Genomic DNA, 17,613 nt, shown 5'->3' with positions numbered 1-17,613 from the left:
TACAAGGAGCCTTTAACGTAACCTCATTGAGGGTGTAGACATTATCGGTAACTGTGAATTTGTCAAAGATATCGCCGTTAATAACTTTTATATTGTTTTCTTCCAACACGCCGTAACTTATTTTTCCATCTTTTTGAAATCTGACGAGTTTCATAATTTTACCTCCGTTTTTATTTTTGATTACCGTCTTTAGAAATTCTAAAACTTTATATATAGCGCCCCTTCGCCCCGCTCCCCACCCTTCTAGGGAAGAGCCTGCGGTCCCTAACCCAGCAGGGGAATAGCTTTTGATCGCGGGTTACCTTGTTACTTCGTTGTGTTCTTTTATATATTTTTCAAGGGTTTTAATATCTCTGTATTCATTATACATCCAGTTTGAGTATTTTAAATCATCTGGTATAATTGATTTCATTTCTTCTAAATCGTCTTTTGTTGTCATGGGTGGGTATAGTGTGGTTCTTAAGATTAGATCACCTTTGAAATCTTTTAGTAGATTCAAACTTTCTTTTAGTATAACACAATTTCCACCGATAGTTTTATACTTTTGACAGCTGGTTTTCATGTCTAACGCTATCATATCTACAATATCTATAACCGTAATTAAAACTTTTGGATTGTGTCCGTTGGTATCAAGCTTTACCGAAAATCCCATATCTTTTATTTTAATGATAAAATCTCTTATATCTTTTTGTAGAGTTGGTTCTCCTCCGGTGATGACAACCCCTTCTAAAATCCCGACTCTTGATTTCAAATAAGAAAATATACTTTCTTCGTCAACCAATTGGCCTGCGAAAAAAACTAATTCAGGATTATGACAATAGGGGCATCTTAGGTTACAATAGGGACAAAATAGCACGGCAGCTATTTTGTCCGGGTAATCAATAAAGCTTACTTTTTGCATAGATGCGATTTTCATACGTTATACTCCAATCTTTCTTTGAATTCTTGCTGTTTTCCTTTATTCCAACTTTTCACAGGCCTGTAATATCCAACAACCCTTGAATAAACTTCGGTAGGTTTGCCACAAATGGGACATTCAAAATGTTCTCCTGCAATGTAACCATGGGTTTCGCAAATGGAAAAAGTTGGCGTTATGGTCATATATGGAACAGGGTATTGACTAAAAGCTTTTTTAATAAAAGTTTTTAAAGTACTTGCTTGGGGTTTTTCCTGCAAAAAGATATGTAATACTGTACCGGATGTGTATAAAGTTTGCAAAGGTGCTTGATGTTCAAGTACTTCAAATGGGTCTTCGGTGATTCCTACTGGTAAAGATGTCGAGTTTGTGTAGTACGGTTCATTATCACCTGAAGTTATTATGTCAGGATAAAGTTGCTTGTCTTTTTTCGCTAACCGATAAGATGCTCCCTCTGCAGGTGTCGCCTCTAGATTGTATAGGTTTCCAGTTTCTTCTTGATAATCTTTCAAAACCGATCTCATATAATTCAAAACTTCTATTGCAAATTCTTTTCCTTCAGTGGTTTCAATACCTCTTCCCATGAAATTTAAAAGTGATTCATGCATTCCTATTATTCCTATGGTTGAAAAATGGTTGTTGAAATGTCCCAAATAAACTTTTGTATAATGCATAAGATTTTTGGAAAGATTTTCTTCTACCACGTATCTTTTTATTTCTAAAGAAGTTTTCGCTAAATCCATCATCGATTTTAAGTTTTCAAAATAATCTTCTTTGGTTTTAGAAATATACCCTATTCGAGGAAGATTGATTGTTACTACACCTATGGAACCTGTTTTATCTGCTGAGCCAAAAAGTCCTCCACCTCTATTTTTTAATTCCCTTAGATCGAGTTGTAACCTGCAGCACATACTTCTTACATCGCCCGGATTTAATGAACTTGAGATGAAGTTTTGGAAGTAGGGTAACCCATATTTGGCTGTAGCTTCCATCAATAAATCAACATTTTCACCTTCCCAATTAAATTCTTTGGTAATATTGTAAGTTGGGATGGGGAAAGAAAAAATTCTGCCATTTGCATCTCCTTCAATCATAGTTTCCAAGAAGGCTTTGTTCACCATATTCATCTCTTTTTGATAATCTCCGTATACTCCAATTTCCTTTCCGCCAACAATTGCAGGTTCATTTTTTAGATCATCAGGAACTGTCCAATCAAGCGTAAAATTGATAAAAGGTGGTTGTGATCCCCATCTAGAAGGTACGTTCATTGCGAAGACCATTTGTTGAATGAACTGTTTCACCTCGTCATAACTTAATTTATCTGCCCTCACAAAGGGCGCAAGTAAAGTATCTACGGAGTTAAAAGCCTGAGCACCTGCAAATTCCATTTGCATAACACCCAAAAAATTCACCATTTGCCCAGTTAAGGCAGATAGGTGTTTGGCAGGTTTGGCATTAATTTTTCCTTCCACACCTCCAAAACCTTTCTTTATTAGATCCATGAGTGACCACCCTGCACAGTAAGCGACTAGACCATGGGATAAGTCGTGAATATGTAAAGCGCCGGATGAATGAGCCTGTGATATTTCTGAAGGGTATATTTCATTTAACACATAATTTGCCAAAGCGCTGCCTGCTAAGTGTAAGTACAAACCCGGATAGGAATAAGTAGTGTTTGAATTTTCGTTGGTTCGCCAATCTTCCTTTTTAATGTATTCATTTATCGTTTTTTTTACGTCAAAACTCATTTTTTCTGCATTTGAATAATTGTGTAAGCTGCGTTTTTTCTGTTCTTTAATTAAATTCTCTTTCCTTGAATCCCCTTCAGGACCTTTCTTTATAGTTACGGGTTTCAACAACAAACTGTCTTTGATAGAATCTAAATCCATATTTTTCAACCCCCTTATATTTATGTATCAAGTTAATTTACAAAAGACTCAATTTATTGTGCTATATTTTATATCATACCACTGTATATTGTGTTTGTCAATATTGTTTATATTACAAAAAAATGGTATAATACAAAAAGTAATTTTGCTTAAACTCATGAGAAATTTGGGTAGGTCGCGGGGCGAAGGGTTACTAAAAGAGGTTTTAGAATTTTAGAGAGAGTAGAAAAGAAATTACTTGGGAGGGATTCATATGAAAAATGATTTTTTAGGGAGAAGTTTAACGGTTATGAATGATTTAACGGTTGAAGAGCAGTTATTTCTTTACAACCAAACAAAAAGGCTAAAAGCAAAATGGGCAAATAAAGAAGATCTTACTGAGTTTCAAATAAAAAACCAAACAGGCATTTACATAGTATTCCTCGAACCAAGTACCAGAACCAAAGAATCCTTCGTTAATGCTTCTAAATTCCACAAAAACGCTAAAATCAACATCTTCGAATCCGAACACTCCTCATTTAATAAGAAAGAAAGTTATATAGATACCTTCAACATGTTAACTGGCTATTCAGATTATTCTATATTCATTATCAGATCAAAATTGGAAGGTACTTGTAAGTTACTAGACGAGAAGGTGTCAGAATTTGCTTCAAGGCATAACCTACCACATCCTTCTTTTATAAACGCGGGAGATGGTAAGCACGAACATCCTACTCAAGAGATTTTAGATGAATTCACATTTTTAGAACAGATGGATTTCAGCAACGAGTATATTCATATAGCTCTCATTGGTGATCTTCTTCATGGAAGGACGGTCCATTCCAAAGTTGAAGGTTTAAAAATATTTAAAAATGTGGAGGTTGATTTGATAGCGCCAGAAGAATTACAGATGCCAAAACACTATATTAGCAAAATGAAGCAAAAAGGGTACAACGTTAGAATCTTCTCTTCCATAGAAGAGTACCTAAAACAAGGTAAAAAAGCAAATATTTGGTATTTCACAAGGCTTCAATTAGAACGAATGGGGGAAGATATTCTAGAAAAAGAACATATTTTGAGAAAAAGTGTGACTTTTACAAAAGAATTTCTCCCCCTTATTTCCGAAAACGTAAAATTTTATCACCCTCTCCCTCGTCACAAAACTTACCCCACTATTCCAACCTTCTTGGACCCCTTACCGCTTAATGGATGGGAAAAACAGGCAATAAACGGATATTGGACAAGGATAATCTTACTTTCTATGTTAGGCGGAGCTTTAACCGCCCCCTTTGATACCTCAATTAAAGGTGTTGAAATTAATGAAGAGGATTTCATTATCCCCGCACCGATAAAAGATGGTAAAAAAGGGTTGTTAAGTGAAGGAAAAAGAGGGATCAAGCCGATTGAAAATGGAACGGTAATTGATCACATAGCCAAAGGACAAAACCCAGAAAAGATATACGAGACGATCATGAAAATAAGGAAGATTTTAAAGTTTTATAATATTGATAGTGCAGACGGAATATTTAGATCAGCAGACGGTAGATTAAAGGGCTACATTAGTTTGCCTGACGTTCATCTATCAAAGAAAGATATAAAAAAGCTTTCAGCTATATCTCCAAATACAACTGTAAATATTATTGAAGGTGGAAGAGTCAAAGAAAAATACAGAATTTCTTTACCGCCTATTATATACGGTTTCGAAGAGTTAAGGTGTAAAAACGAAAACTGTATAACCAACCCTCAAAACAACGAAAACGTACAGGTTTCTTTCATTAGAAACGAAGAGAATCAGTTAATATGTGAATATTGTGAAACCCCTCATACCTTTGAAGAAATATGGGGTCTTTAACAGTAAAAAATCTTACTTTATCTTTGTTTTTACTCTTTTAATATTTTTGTGATAAAATTCAATGATAGGGTAAAAAGTAAAGTGGGAGGAATTTTTTTGAGAAATCTCGTTTTTGATTTGGGAAATGTCCTTTTTAAATTCGGTCCGGATGAGATTTTAGATGGTCTATTCAAAGATCCGCTTATAAAAAGGAAGTTAAAAGAGGTTGTTTTTAAAACAAGTATATGGAAAGAATTGGATAGGGGGACCTTGTCTTTTGAGGAAGCCAAAAAGATTTTCATCGAGAAAAATCCTAATTTAAAAGAAGAAATAGATAAATTGCTCCAAGAATGGAAGAATTATCTTCATCCAATAACCGAAAATATAGAAATTCTCCCTGAATTGAAAGAAAACAACAAACTTTTCATATTGTCTAATTTTCATGAAGAAGCCTTCAATTATATAAGAAGAAAATACTCGTTTTTTGATATCTTTGATGGAATGATTATTTCCTACAAGGAGAAGCTATTGAAACCCGAAAAGGAAATTTATCAACTTTTGCTTAATAGGTATAATTTGAACCCAGAAGAAACCTTTTTTGTGGATGATATTATTGAGAATATAACGGCTGCCGAAGAAGTAGGAATTAAAGGTATATTATATACCAATCCTGAATCCTTAAGAGAAATGTTAAAAAGAATAGATGCCCTATAATTGTGAAAGGAGGCAATGAGGTGGATAATGTTTTTGATAAACATTGTGTATTTATCACTTCAACCGGAAGAACAGGTACGAGATTCCTTGCAAAAAGTTTATCAAAAATGGTTGAAGATTGTTATGCGGTCCATGAACCTGCGAATGTGTTTATTAAAGATCTAAAAAAATGGAGAGATGATATAAAAAGGTTCGGCTTTTATCAAATGACCGTAGGGCAGTTTTTGCCTTCTAAATCTATGTGCAAGTTGAGCACTTATAGGAGAAGAAGAAAAATAACCGATGAAAAGGCTAAAGAGTATATAAAAGGTTTGAGAAAACAGATTTTGGAGGAAACAAAAGAAAGCTTGTACGTCGAATCAAGTAACCATCTTCACGGAGTTATTGATCTGTTGGGAGAGGTCTTTCCTAATAGTAAAGTCGTGTTTATTATAAGGGATCCAAGAACATGGATCCGTTCAGCTATAAGTTCCCCTGTTTATTTATTGTATAGTAAAGTTGATTTTTCATTTTTAGGAATGAGTATGAGAGCTTTCCATTTCAAAGACGATCCCTACTCGATGAAATGGAATAGCATGAGTAAATTTGAAAAGTTTGCCTGGTATTATAATAAACTGAATACTTTGGTATTAGAATCTATGAAAAATAAAAAGAATTTCAAATTATATCGATACGAAGACTTATTCCTCGGTGAGAAAAAAGAAGAGAATTTTATTGATCTATTAGAATTTTCCACGAAGTTTGATGATGGATTCAGCAGAAATTATGCTTTTGAACCTTCTTTTCTAAAGAAAAAAATAAATTCTGCATCGGATGAATATAAGATACCACATTGGAAAAATTGGGATAAAAAGAAAGCGCAGATACTTCAAAAACATTGTGGAGATTTGATGGATATGTTCGGTTATGGAAAAGAACCTGAGTGGTTAGAAAAGTTGAATTCGGATTATAAAGAAGAGTACGCATAATTAATATAGGAGTATTCAATGATTTCAGAAGATCTTAAACTTAGTTTGTACACAGATGGATGCGATATTAGACAAAATGAATTTCTCAAATATTATACGAGTTTTAGAATAGGAGGGTCTGTTCCATATATCTTATTCCCTAGAACTTTAAATGCTTTTGTGAATGCTTTATCGCAATTAGTTAAAAGGAACATTCCTTTCAGAATTATAGGTCAAGGAACCAACCTCATCGTAAGTGATGAGCCTTTAAAATTTGTGGTACTTTCCACGAAATACTTAAATAAAATGAATTTTGAAGAAAAAAATAATATGGATTTGATTGTAGAAGCACAGAGCGGGATGTCTTTATCTGCTCTTTCTTTTTTGCTATCAGAAGATGGATACTCTGGACTTGAGTTTGCATGTGGCATTCCAGGAAGTGTAGGCGGTGGAGTTTACATGAATGCAGGAGCCTACGATGGTGAGATGAAGGATGTCGTTGTGGAAACAACGGTACTCGATTTAAAGGATGGAAAAATCAAGACTTTAAATAAATGTGATTTAGAGTTTGGTTATAGAACCAGTATTCTCCAGAAAGGTTCTTTCGTCCTTCTATCCACTAAATTTTTACTAAAAAAAGATGACCTTAAAAGGATCAAAAGTAAATTGATAGATTTTTCAATCCGCAGATGGGAGAAACAACCAATCGATTTACCATCTGCGGGAAGTATATTCAAACGCCCAAAACCAGATTTTTTTGTGGGTACTACGATAGAAAATTTAGGATTGAAAGGCTTTTCCATAGGCGAGGCTCAAATATCAACAAAACATGCAGGTTTTATAATCAACAAAGGTAACGCTACTTTCAATGATGTGATTTCATTAATTGAGTATGTAAAACGTATTGTAAAAGATAAATACAACGTCGATCTACAGGTTGAACCAGAGATTTGGGAATGAATTACGATTTTTTCTTTTTTTTCTTATTTTTTTTGTTAACTTTTATTTTGGCATGAGGATGTTCCTTTTTCAATTTTTCAAAATCATCTTCCGTATATGGAACAAAATCTACTTCCGTTCCAATTTTATCTGCTCTTACCACTTTGGCTTGTAACTTATCTCCAATTCTATAAACATTGCCGGTTCTTTCACCTTTCAACGTATTGTCACGTTCATCGTAAATGTAATAATCATCGCTCAGCTCTGATATATGTATCAATCCACTTATCATCTTTTGGGGTATTTCTACGAATAAGCCAAATCGCGTGACGCCTGTTATGTAAACCCAAAAGACTTCTCCTATATGTCTTGAAATGTATTCAACTTTTTTCATATCTATTAGATCCCACTCAGCTTGGTCTGCGACCCTTTCCATTTCAGAAGAATTTTTAGCTATTTCAGGAAGCATTTCAGAATACTTCTTTATTTCTTTCTTTGAAAGGGTTCCTTTATGTTTGATGAACTCTTTCAGCAATCTATGAACCACTAAGTCAGGGTATCTTCTTATTGGTGATGTGAAATGTGTATAGGATGATGAAGCAAGACCAAAATGTCCCACGTTTTCTTCAGAGTACAATGCCCTCTTCATAGACCTAACAAGCATCATCTGAATATTTTTACTTAAAGGATGATTCTTTGTTTTTTCCAATATTTCCTGTAGGACCTTCGGATGAATATTTTGAGGAAACTTTACATTTATTCCCAACATATCCAGATAATTTCGCAATTGAAGCAATACATCAGGATCCGGATTTTCGTGGATTCTATATATAAAAGGTAAGCCTTGAACATCAAAGTATGAAGCAACTGTTTCGTTGGCCAAAACCATGAACTCTTCGATCATTTCTTCCGATATGCCTCTTTCCACAGGGATGATATCCTTTACATAGCCTTTTTCATCGAATTCAAAGTATACTTCGTTGCTTTCAATGTCAATTATCGAGCCTCTTTCTTTTCTTTTTGCACCAAGTATTTCCATCAGTTCTTTCATCATCTCAAGATCTGGCTTTAAAAAGCCTATTTCTTTTTTTACTTCTTCACTACAATTGTCAGATAGGAGTTCATTAACTTTTCTATAGGTCAATCTTTTGGTACTTCTTATCACTCCATTATATATTTTTGAGTTTACCAAGTTTCCATAAGGGTCAATTTCCATTAGTAGGGACATTGTCAATCTATCTTCACCTTCAACCAAAGAACATATCCAGTTGGATAACTCAAAGGGAAGCATTGGGATAACGGTGTCGATTAAGTAAACGCTTGTACCTCGTTTGTATGCCTCTCTATCAAGAGCACTGTTATTTTTTACATAATGAGATACATCTGCTATATGTACCCCGAGTAAATAATTACCGTTATCTAACTTTTTTATACCAATGGCATCATCAAAATCTTTTGCCGTATCACCATCGATAGTAAATATAGTTTCTTTTCTAAAATCTTTTCTTCCCTTAATTTCATTTTCAGAAAGTTTATTTGGAAGTTCTTTAGCCTCTTGTACCACTTTTGGAGGGAAGTAACCTGGCTCAGGTAAATCATGCTTGAAGATCACTATAGGCAAATCTATGGAAGGGTCATCTTTGTCACCAAGGACATCTACTATCTCGACCTCTGGATTTTTTGTGGGAGATTGGTACTTTGTTATTTTTGCCTTCACTATTTGTCCGTTTTTAGCTTTTCCTACACCTTCCGGAGCTACGTAAAAATCCGTATTTATTTTTCCATCAATGGGTATAACGAATCCAAAGATCCCTTTTCTTACGAACTCACCTACCACATATTTTAACCCTCTTTTTAATATTCTAACTACCCTACCTTCTTTTAAATCACGCCATTTACCTATTATTTCAACTAAAACTAAATCTTTATGCAAACTGATTCCAGAATTTTCAACCTTCACAGCAATTTCGCTTCCATCTGGGCATTGTACAAAAGCCATATTTCCACTTTTGGTGAATTCGATGGTTCCAACAGCCATGTTTTCATCTAATTTTCTGTATCTGTTTTGTGAATCTTTAATTATTTTTCCTTCATTTAGGAGTTTTTTTAGTATTCTTCTGATTTTAGTCTTTTCCGATTTTTGAAATGCATTTAGATTTTCGTAGAGTTCTTTTTGTATCATAGGCTTTTTATCTATTATTTCCAATATTAGATTTTCTAAGTTGTCTTCATTCATATTTTACCTCCATTCAATAGATTATTCCACTTTTTAAAAAAGCTAAAACTTGTTTCAGCGCCCCTTCGCCCCGCTTCCCACCCTTCTAAGGAAAGGACCTGCAGTCCCTTAAAAACCCCACATCAAGGTCAAAATCATTTAAAAACATTGTTTGCACACTGACGCAAACTGAGCTCCGCCCTGTAACCCTTTTAAATCAAAATCTTATTTCTAAAAACGTCATACACTTTTTAAAAAAGCTAAAACTTATTTCAGCACCCCTCCAACCCTTTAAATTAAAATCTTATTTTTACAGTTACTCATATCCTCTATCAGAGGTGTAAAAAGTTGCAAGTTTTGGATTGAAAGTTAATTTTATGGTTCCAACCGGCCCATTTCTTTGTTTTCCTACAATCAGCTCTGCTTCATGTTCATCATTTAAAGTATTTTTACCAGGCTCATCTTTTTTTCTTTTGTAATATGAATCTCTATACAAAAACATAACGAGATCCGCATCCTGCTCAATTGCTCCTGATTCTCTGAGATCACTTAAACGAGGCCTTTTATCTTCTCTTTGTTCAACTGCACGGGAGAGTTGAGACAAAGCAACGACGGTGATATTTAACTCTCTAGCGAGTAATTTCAAGGATCTTGATATCTCTGTTATTTCTTGTTGTCTGCTCTCATAACCTTTAGATCTAGAAGTCATCAATTGTAAGTAATCGATAAAAATTACTTCTATACCATATTCTCTTTTCATTCTCCTTGCTTTAGCCCTCAGCATTCTGGGAGTTAGATCTGGTTCGTCGTCAAAGATAAGTCTTGATTTCGATAATTCTCCTGCTTTTTGTACTAATTTTTCCCACTCTTCATCAGAAATTTGTCCAGTTCTAACCTTGTGTAAATCAACCTTTGCCTCAGAACATAAAATTCTGTTAGCTAACTGTTCTTTCGACATTTCCAAACTAAAGATTGCCACGGCAACATTTGCCTGTAAAGCCATGTTAGTTGCAATATTTGCGGCAAAAGACGTTTTACCCATGGATGGTCTAGCGGCGATGATAATTAACTCAGATCTATGAAATCCTGAAGTCATCCTGTCTAAAGCTTTGAATCCAGTAGAAACCCCCGTAACGAGATCTCCCTCGCCTTTTTGAGCTCTGTTCTTCAATTCTTCTATCTGTTCAAAAACATCATGCATTACGTTGGATAAAAGATCGTATGTTCTGGTTGCACGGGCTTCGGCTATGGAAAATATTCTCTTTTCTGCATATTCTAAAACTTCTTGAGCATCTCCAATATTTCTTACGGCATCAACTATCTCCGAAGATGCGTTTATTAAAGCTCTTAAAAGGGCTTTCTCTTTTACAATTTGGGTGTAATACATCACATTAGCCGTTGTTGGGACAACCTGAGCTAAATAAATTATTGTATCTTCTCCACCGATTTTCTGTAAAAGATTGGATTCTCTTAGTTTTTCAATGACAGATACGGTATCAACAGGTTCCCCTTTGTCAAAAAGTTCTTCCATAACTTTAAATATTATTTTATTATTTTCGTAGTAAAAGTCTTCCCATCTTACCTCTTCAATCACGTCAGGAAGTATGGAAGGGTCTAAAAAGATGCTACCTATGACCGACTCTTCGGCTTCTTTACTATTAGGAGGGGTAAAAGAAGTAAGTTCCATTTGTATCCACCATCCTTATGCGACGCCAGGAGCCCCGGAGTTTACGCCTGGGGAGGAAGCGTTGCTTCCTTCTCTCAGCATATACTCATATCCGTCTGCTTTTTGCAACAACCGTAGATATTTAGGATGCACATCAAATCTAATCAGCTTAAAACTGGGTTTATGCCTGATAGCTATGCGACCAATATGGATACCGGCATATTTTCCCTTGGGGATTATTGCTTTAACTATATCTCCCGTTTGATACCCCAAGTAAGTTTTTGCTCTGGGTGCATGTTGAATAGGAAACCCGTACTTATCCGTTCTGCACCGCTGTCGTCTACCGTGTCCAGTAGCTTTTATCTCCAAAACAACAACTTTATCAATATTAATATGCTCGGGAGTGCTGGCGCCTGTACAGGCCGCGTCTATCCAGTGGGCTTTGGGCAATCCCATCTGCACTCGATTATACTTCGTCCTCCCTCCAGAACTGGCTTCTAACGGCAATTCTAACTCTTTCAGCCGCTTAAACAGTATCCATCGTATGGTATTGACAACAGTTGCGTCTTTGAGAGGCTGCTCTAGCTGCTGTAAAACTTGCAGCAGATTCTTGGCTCGTTCCTGATCAAGGGAATTAGTAGAAGCCTGTAAGTAGTTGAGCCACTCTTCAGGTCGCAAATTACCCTTGCTTTTGTTGCACGTCTCGCAGGCTATGACCAAGTTGTTCACCCGGTTTGTACCAGCCGGTCCATGCCTGGGTTTCTTCGGCACGACATGCTCAACCTCAAGCACGCTATCGCCACTTTTACCCCGGCAGTAAGCACACTGGTGGTCGTACTTCTCTAATAGGTATTCTCTGATCTTATATCCGTAAAGGGTTCCCTGCTGGTACTCAATACCTTGTATTCCTGGGTTTTCTATCCTTTGCAAATCAAACTTTACCAATTCCACCGTAATGGATTGGATGGGGCAATACCGCCTTATGCGATTAACCCAGGTTAATACGTTCGCTATCCGGCTTTGCAACGAAGGCGGTAGCCAGCCGTCTTTCTTCTTGCGATTTAGAAACCTTGGGGCACGGTGCCGCTTCTTACGATTACGCCGCGCTCTCCGCAAGGTCCGTCGGGTAGCTAACTTCGCTTTAATTTGCTCACCCCGATGGTGAAGTTCCCCGGCAAAGATAACTTCGCCGGTAGCATCATTAACCACTGCAAGGCCAGTTACTTTACTCCCCGGGTCAATCTTTAGCCTTAGTGGCTGTACTTCGGGATTAGCAATTTCCTGTTTTAGAATAATCGTGAAGGGATAACGTTTATATATCGCCGCACGCCCCTGCTTCAGTAGTATCCTGGCCTTAGCAGGGTGGCAGGGCAGGAGCGGCCTTTTCTTAGTGTCAAGCACGAATACTTTACTCATTTACTGAGCCTCCTTTGCAGGGTAATGTTTGCCTCGCCAAGGTTATTCAGGCTTTTTACGTCCAAGCACACTGGCTTCAACCCCGTATGCCTGTTTAATGTTGGACGACAGAGCCTGGAGCTGGCCTCGCACCCCAAGGTGTCATGACCTGAATAACGTAGCCCTGATAGAGCTAAGGCTGGTCATCTCCGGGCTACTCATCGCAAGCCCCCGGCTTTAGCCGTGGGGTAGATGACCTCGATCAAACTAATAAGCTCAAAAAATAAGATAAAACAAAAATTCCAACACTTATTAAAAGGCCTACCAGTCCTTTTTTGTCCATTTTTTTTACGTCTTCATCAGAACTTTTACTACCGTTTCTTATCATTTTAGCAGATCTCCATAAAAATACCGTTGAAATTATAAAAAGGATCATTGCTATTACGAAAAGAGTGTTTACAAAAGCAAACATTAAAGTATCACCTTTTCAACATAAGAACTTGTAAAGGCTCTCAGAACGGAGGAGTAACCTAACCTAAATCTTATCTTATCTCCTACTTTATACCTCACTTTAGATTCAGTTAAGTCTACGATCGTATGATCACTACTTGCATGGAGTATTTCAATATCGTCATCCAACGGATACATACTTGTAGGATTAATATCTTGTTCTCCCACAGCTAAAATGCCTTTTATTCTATTACCTTTGTCTTCAAATTTTGGTTTACGACCAAATGCATCATAACCAATGTTGCCGTAGGGGACGGAAGGTTTTTCTTTTAATTCCACAATTTCTGCTTCCAAGATTATCGTATCCTGCCTTGTCCCTGGAACGTTGCGGTTGTTAGTTGCGTCCATTCCACAGATGATCGATTCGCCTAGTCTATATTGGTTTATACCCTTTGGTAAACTTCCTTTTTCAATTAAAGGTAAGGCAGCGGTATTTCCCCCGGAGATTATATCTAGAGTTCTTCCAGTTTCTCTTTGGATTTCTTCCTTTATTTTTACGAGCCTTTGCATATTAGTTTCATCAGGGATTACTCCACCAAAACATCCTAAGTTTGTGCCTATTCCAACAATCTCTATTCCTTCTATATCAATGGCATTTGAAACCTCAGAAACAGCTTTTTCAAACCAAACTCCTTCTCTCAGATCACCCACGTCAACCATATAGATGACTTTAGATTTCTTATTGAACTTAGAAGAAACACTCCCCAATTTCTTACTTATCTCTAAGTCACTTATTAAAGTATAATCAACATGATTTGCCACATCATCAAGTTCAGAGATCATGGGTATGCGAAGTAACATAAAAGGTCCTTTTATACCAGAATTCCTCATTTTCTTTATGTTTTGAATCCTTGAATCACCCAGTATTTCAATTCCACATTCTTTAAGTGCATGAGCTATTGTAGGTTCACCACAAACTACTTTAGTGACAGCTATTATTTCTACACCCGAATCAGTACACAATGATTTTAAAAATCTTGCATTTTCTTGAATCCTTTCTAAGTAAGCGTAAACCTTTGGATACAAGGAAAATCCTCCTTTATTTAAAATTGCGGGCAATCTTGGCCCGCAATTATGAAAATTTTACTTACGTTAAAACATCTAGATTTTGACCCTGATACAATTCACCAACGGTTCTAACTAATTTCATCGAAATTCCAGTTTGTTTGTAAATTACAAAAGATAAAAGTTTTTCCATCTCTTCCTTGGACATTGTAGGACTCTGGTTAATGTTTTGACTACTCGTGTGTGGAAGTTGATCACTTCCATAATCAAAACTACTTAGATAAAGGGGCTTGTATTGTTGAGAGGATATAGGATCGATCAATTTGATCCCCCCTTTTTAATTTTGTTTTAGTAGTTTTAAAATTTTAGAATCGTCTTCCCCGCTTTCTTCATATATTTTGTTCAATTCGTCAACAGACATCTTAGATATTTTCTCCAAAAGTTCTGGGACACCTTGAGATTTGCCAGGAACACAACCGTCTTTTCCAACCTCACCTTTGACAAATGCCTTTGCGAAGGCTGAACATCCAGGATAACCACAAGATCCACAATCTATACCGGGTAATACCGCTCTAACAATGGCTTCTCTTGGATCTTCCTTTACTTCAAATTTTTTTGCAGCAAATGCTAAAAAAGTACCGGAAGCAAACCCTAAAATCCCTAATAATAACACCGAATAAACTATTGTGAGCACTGCAAAAAACACCTCCAAAGAAATTCTTTCTAGTATTATTATATCACATATTAGTTATATGTTAATTTAAAAGTGTCGACAGTATTTCACTTATTTTCTTTCCATCGGCCCTTCCTTGAACCTTTTGAATTACTAATTTCATAACTTTGCCAAAATCTTTTTTTGATGTTGCATTAACTTCCTTTATAGTTTCTTCTATTATTTTTCTCAATTCTTCGTCAGAAAGCTGCTCAGGAAGGTACTCTTGCAAGATCTCAACTTCTTTTCTTTCTTTTTCAGCAAGATCTTTCCTATCTGCTTTTTCGAATTGTTCAATGGAATCTTCTCTCATTTTTATTTGTTTTTTTATCAACTGGACTATTTCTTCCTCTGTTAATTCAGAACCTTTTTCAACCTCTTTATTTTTAATCTCTGATATTATCGATCTAACCGCATTTAAAGCAAGGGTATTTTTTTCTTTCATATATTTTTTTAAATCATTATTTAATATATCTTTTAACATTTATCGTTCCTCCTTATTCAATGCTTCATTTCTTTTTTTTCTTAGATACCTCAATTCTAAAAAGAATATGATTATGCTTAGTATACCAAAGATTATAACATAAATATTTAAATTTATTTCAGAAAATTCACCCGCAAGCATAGTGAACAAAATATCCAAGATTTCATAAGCTAAAAGAAATAGACCGATAAAAGAAGAAACTATTATATGAGCAGATTTATGATACCATATTCTATTATCATTAGAAAAACCGTAGATCGAAATTAAGAATATAACAAAAAAAGAAAAGACGTAGAAAAAGTTTTTCTGTATATTTAGCAACATGAAAATAATCGATAATATTGCTATCAAAGAAAGTGTCAAGTTTTTGTGCTTCATAGGAAAATACCTCCCACAAAAAACACCAAATTAGCTATAAGATAAGCAACGACAGTGGTGTAAATAAAACTAAAAATAGCCCATTTCCACCCATTTGTCTCCGCTTTAATCGTGGCTAACGTTGCAAAACAAGGAATATAAGCCATAACGAAGAATATGAGTGCTAAAGCAGATGCTGGGGTTAATGCATTTTGTAAGGCATAGGTTAAAGAGCCTTCTCCAACATTAAAAATTGTGGCATAGGAAGACACAACTATTTCTTTTGCAGCGACACCAAAAATCAAGCCGGTGTTTATTCTCCAATCCCATCCCAAGTGATTGGTTAAAGGTTCAAACACTCTCCCTATAGAAGCGGCAAAACTACTGTTTATATCTGTTCCAAAATTAGGGAAGAAAGATAAAAGCCAAATTAGTACGGTGGCTATTAAAATTATGCCTCCAGCTTTTTGTAAAAAGTGCTTTCCTCTGTTCCATGTATAAATGGATAAATTTTTTAAAGTAGGCATCCTAAACCTCGGCAGTTCTATGATGAAGGGGATATCTTCTGATTGGGTAATGAATCTTTGTAAAAATTTTGAGGATATTAAGACTAACGCTATACTCGATAAATAGACTAGCAGCATTATAGTGGCTGCATGTGTTGAAAAGAATGCACTTATTAAAAGAATGTAAACGGGTAACCTTGCACTACACGATGCAAAGGGAAGGCTAAGAATTAAAGCCAATCTTTCTTTTTTATTGGCAATCGTTTTAGTAGAGATAATGGCTGGAACGTTACAACCAAAACCTAAAATAATAGACATAAAAGATCTACCACTTAATCCAAAATTCCTGGCAATTCTGTCAACTAAAAAGGCCGCCCTTGGTAAATATCCCGATTCTTCCAAGAATCCTAAGAAGAAAAATAAGATAAAAATCTGTGGAATAAAAACTAAAACACCACCAACGCCAGCTATAACCCCATCAACTAGTAGTGATTCCAACCAAGGAATAGTTACAAATTCGCTGATAGAATTACCCAAAAAAGTAAAAGCCGAATCCAGCAAATCCGATAACGGTTGAGCGAGGCTGAATGTTAGAGAAAACACTGCAAACAAAGCAAAAACATATATCAATATTCCCAAAATCTTATGTGTAAAAACGTGGTCTAAAATATCTCTCAAAGACCAGTCTATACCCTCTTTTATTATCGAAGAACTAACTAGATAAGAAATGAAATTAAACTTCCAATTTAAATATTTGTTTTTAAGATCTTCTATATCAAAATTTTCTTTTAACTCAGTCAAAAAATCTTGGGGAAGTTCTAAATCTTCACTTCCAAACTCTAAAAAATATATTGGTAACCAACTACTATCTATATAATTTTGATATTTTGAACTTATTTTAGGAAACTTTGAAACTTTGTCTTGAAAAAAATTGATAAAATTCTCTATTTCTTCTGGATACATTATTTTCTTTTTTGTAAGATTTTTTTCTTTTGAAAGCTTATATGCTTCTTCTAAAAGTTCTTCCTTACCTTCACCTGTCTTGGCGGAAGTCAATATGACAGGGATGTTTAAAGTTTTGGAAATCGGGGATGGATCGATGATTCGTCCTTTTTCTCGAGCTTCATCTACGGAGTTTATAACCAAAATAGTCTTCACGCCTATTTCTATAAGTTGAAACAATAAAAACATAGAACTTTCCAAGTTCAAGGCATCTGCTACGACAATTACTATCTCTGAAGTATTACTTATTAAGTAATCTTTAGCAACTCTTTCATCTTCACTTTTAGCTGAAAGGGTGTAAACACCTGGAAGATCAACTAATTTAAAGGTTTTACCTTTATACTTAAAACTTCCTATTTTCTTCTCTACTGTAACCCCTGGCCAATTGGCAACATATTGTTTTGTGCCCGTTAAAAGGTTGAATAGAGAAGTCTTTCCAACGTTAGGATTTCCAATTATTGAAATCTCAGCTTCCTTGTCAACGGTTTCAACGTTATCTTTGAGGGTATCCTTGCTCATTCAAGCTCCTCCCTGTATTAAATTTGT

17 protein-coding genes are annotated in these 17,613 nt (G+C 35.5%); 4 read left to right on the top strand and 13 right to left on the bottom strand.

The window, feature by feature from the left end; genetic code table 11:
- The 3 genes from AA81_RS06555 to AA81_RS06545 all read right to left on the bottom strand — a co-directional run.
- Positions 1–154, bottom strand: a 154-nt coding sequence (locus AA81_RS06555) for a DUF2437 domain-containing protein (protein WP_146050354.1), incomplete at its 3' end; no start/stop codon positions are given.
- A 144-nt stretch (positions 155–298) separates the two neighbouring features.
- The gene (locus tag AA81_RS06550) at positions 299–916 is read right to left on the bottom strand and encodes an anaerobic ribonucleoside-triphosphate reductase activating protein (protein ID WP_103064967.1); all 618 of its coding nucleotides are present in this window, start codon (positions 914–916) and stop codon (positions 299–301) included.
- Positions 913–2,805, bottom strand: a complete 1,893-nt coding sequence (locus tag AA81_RS06545) for a ribonucleoside triphosphate reductase (RefSeq protein WP_103898587.1) — start codon at positions 2,803–2,805, stop codon at positions 913–915. Before AA81_RS06545 ends, AA81_RS06550 begins: the two co-directional genes overlap by 4 nt.
- 253 nt (positions 2,806–3,058) lie before the next feature.
- Here AA81_RS06545 and AA81_RS06540 point away from each other — a divergent pair, with 253 nt between their 5' ends.
- The 4 genes from AA81_RS06540 (at position 3,059) to murB (ending at position 7,236) form a co-directional block, all read left to right on the top strand.
- Positions 3,059–4,636, top strand: coding sequence for a bifunctional aspartate carbamoyltransferase catalytic subunit/aspartate carbamoyltransferase regulatory subunit (locus tag AA81_RS06540; protein ID WP_103898586.1), 1,578 nt, complete (start codon positions 3,059–3,061; stop codon positions 4,634–4,636).
- A 96-nt stretch (positions 4,637–4,732) separates the two neighbouring features.
- Positions 4,733–5,329 carry an HAD family hydrolase gene (locus AA81_RS06535; RefSeq protein ID WP_211292667.1) on the top strand — a complete coding sequence of 199 codons (597 nt, stop codon included), beginning with the start codon at positions 4,733–4,735 and terminating at the stop codon, positions 5,327–5,329.
- A 20-nt stretch (positions 5,330–5,349) separates the two neighbouring features.
- Complete coding sequence (locus AA81_RS06530) at positions 5,350–6,297, top strand: sulfotransferase (RefSeq protein ID WP_169999650.1); 948 nt, start codon at positions 5,350–5,352, stop codon at positions 6,295–6,297.
- 18 nt (positions 6,298–6,315) lie between these two features.
- Positions 6,316–7,236 (top strand): UDP-N-acetylmuramate dehydrogenase, encoded by a 921-nt coding sequence (gene murB / locus AA81_RS06525; protein WP_103898584.1) that lies wholly within the window; start codon positions 6,316–6,318, stop codon positions 7,234–7,236.
- 1 nt (position 7,237) lies between these two features.
- Here the strand turns inward: murB and rnr are convergent, their stop codons facing one another.
- The 10 genes from rnr to feoB form a co-directional block, all read right to left on the bottom strand.
- Positions 7,238–9,451: a ribonuclease R gene (rnr, locus tag AA81_RS06520; RefSeq protein WP_103898583.1), complete on the bottom strand. Its 2,214-nt coding sequence runs from the start codon at positions 9,449–9,451 to the stop codon at positions 7,238–7,240.
- Positions 9,452–9,746: 295 nt separating this feature from the next.
- Positions 9,747–11,117 (bottom strand): replicative DNA helicase, encoded by a 1,371-nt coding sequence (dnaB, locus tag AA81_RS06515; RefSeq protein WP_103064961.1) that lies wholly within the window; start codon positions 11,115–11,117, stop codon positions 9,747–9,749.
- Positions 11,118–11,132: 15 nt separating this feature from the next.
- Entirely contained in the window at positions 11,133–12,512 is a 1,380-nt protein-coding gene (gene iscB, locus AA81_RS06510) for an RNA-guided endonuclease IscB (RefSeq protein WP_103898582.1), read from the bottom strand.
- Between the two features lie 241 nt (positions 12,513–12,753).
- Positions 12,754–12,963, bottom strand: coding sequence for a hypothetical protein (locus tag AA81_RS06505; RefSeq protein WP_103064959.1), 210 nt, complete (start codon positions 12,961–12,963; stop codon positions 12,754–12,756).
- Positions 12,963–14,027, bottom strand: a complete 1,065-nt coding sequence (locus AA81_RS06500; protein ID WP_103078151.1) for an alanine/ornithine racemase family PLP-dependent enzyme — start codon at positions 14,025–14,027, stop codon at positions 12,963–12,965. Before AA81_RS06500 ends, AA81_RS06505 begins: the two co-directional genes overlap by 1 nt.
- 61 nt (positions 14,028–14,088) lie before the next feature.
- Positions 14,089–14,328 (bottom strand): hypothetical protein, encoded by a 240-nt coding sequence (locus AA81_RS06495; protein WP_103064957.1) that lies wholly within the window; start codon positions 14,326–14,328, stop codon positions 14,089–14,091.
- A 15-nt stretch (positions 14,329–14,343) separates the two neighbouring features.
- Positions 14,344–14,700, bottom strand: coding sequence for a (Fe-S)-binding protein (locus AA81_RS06490; protein ID WP_103064956.1), 357 nt, complete (start codon positions 14,698–14,700; stop codon positions 14,344–14,346).
- A 61-nt stretch (positions 14,701–14,761) separates the two neighbouring features.
- On the bottom strand, positions 14,762–15,202 hold the full coding sequence (locus AA81_RS06485; RefSeq protein ID WP_103064955.1) for a GatB/YqeY domain-containing protein: 441 nt from the start codon (positions 15,200–15,202) through the stop codon (positions 14,762–14,764).
- Complete coding sequence (locus AA81_RS06480) at positions 15,203–15,580, bottom strand: hypothetical protein (RefSeq protein WP_103064954.1); 378 nt, start codon at positions 15,578–15,580, stop codon at positions 15,203–15,205. It lies immediately after the preceding gene.
- A complete protein-coding gene (gene feoB, locus AA81_RS06475; RefSeq protein ID WP_103898581.1) occupies positions 15,577–17,586 on the bottom strand; it encodes a ferrous iron transport protein B in 2,010 nt (669 codons plus the stop codon). The genes AA81_RS06480 and feoB overlap by 4 nt, the downstream gene beginning before the upstream one ends.
- Positions 17,587–17,613: the final 27 nt, after the last annotated feature.

The sequence above is a fragment of the Petrotoga halophila DSM 16923 genome (assembly GCF_002924615.1).
This window is presented reverse-complemented; position numbering and strand designations above follow the sequence as displayed.

Excerpts from the sequence above, each read along its gene's own strand:
- AA81_RS06540 (WP_103898586.1), top strand. The coding sequence starts at position 3,059 with ATGAAAAATGATTTTTTAGGGAGAAGTTTAACGGTTATGAATGATTTA.
- murB (WP_103898584.1), top strand. The coding sequence starts at position 6,316 with ATGATTTCAGAAGATCTTAAACTTAGTTTGTACACAGATGGATGCGAT.
- AA81_RS06485 (WP_103064955.1), bottom strand. The coding sequence starts at position 15,202 with ATGTTAAAAGATATATTAAATAATGATTTAAAAAAATATATGAAAGAA.
- AA81_RS06505 (WP_103064959.1), bottom strand. The coding sequence starts at position 12,963 with ATGTTTGCTTTTGTAAACACTCTTTTCGTAATAGCAATGATCCTTTTT.
- AA81_RS06550 (WP_103064967.1), bottom strand. The coding sequence starts at position 916 with ATGAAAATCGCATCTATGCAAAAAGTAAGCTTTATTGATTACCCGGAC.
- iscB (WP_103898582.1), bottom strand. The coding sequence starts at position 12,512 with ATGAGTAAAGTATTCGTGCTTGACACTAAGAAAAGGCCGCTCCTGCCC.
- dnaB (WP_103064961.1), bottom strand. The coding sequence starts at position 11,117 with ATGGAACTTACTTCTTTTACCCCTCCTAATAGTAAAGAAGCCGAAGAG.
- AA81_RS06480 (WP_103064954.1), bottom strand. The coding sequence starts at position 15,580 with ATGAAGCACAAAAACTTGACACTTTCTTTGATAGCAATATTATCGATT.
- AA81_RS06545 (WP_103898587.1), bottom strand. The coding sequence starts at position 2,805 with ATGGATTTAGATTCTATCAAAGACAGTTTGTTGTTGAAACCCGTAACT.
- rnr (WP_103898583.1), bottom strand. The coding sequence starts at position 9,451 with ATGAATGAAGACAACTTAGAAAATCTAATATTGGAAATAATAGATAAA.
- feoB (WP_103898581.1), bottom strand. The coding sequence starts at position 17,586 with ATGAGCAAGGATACCCTCAAAGATAACGTTGAAACCGTTGACAAGGAA.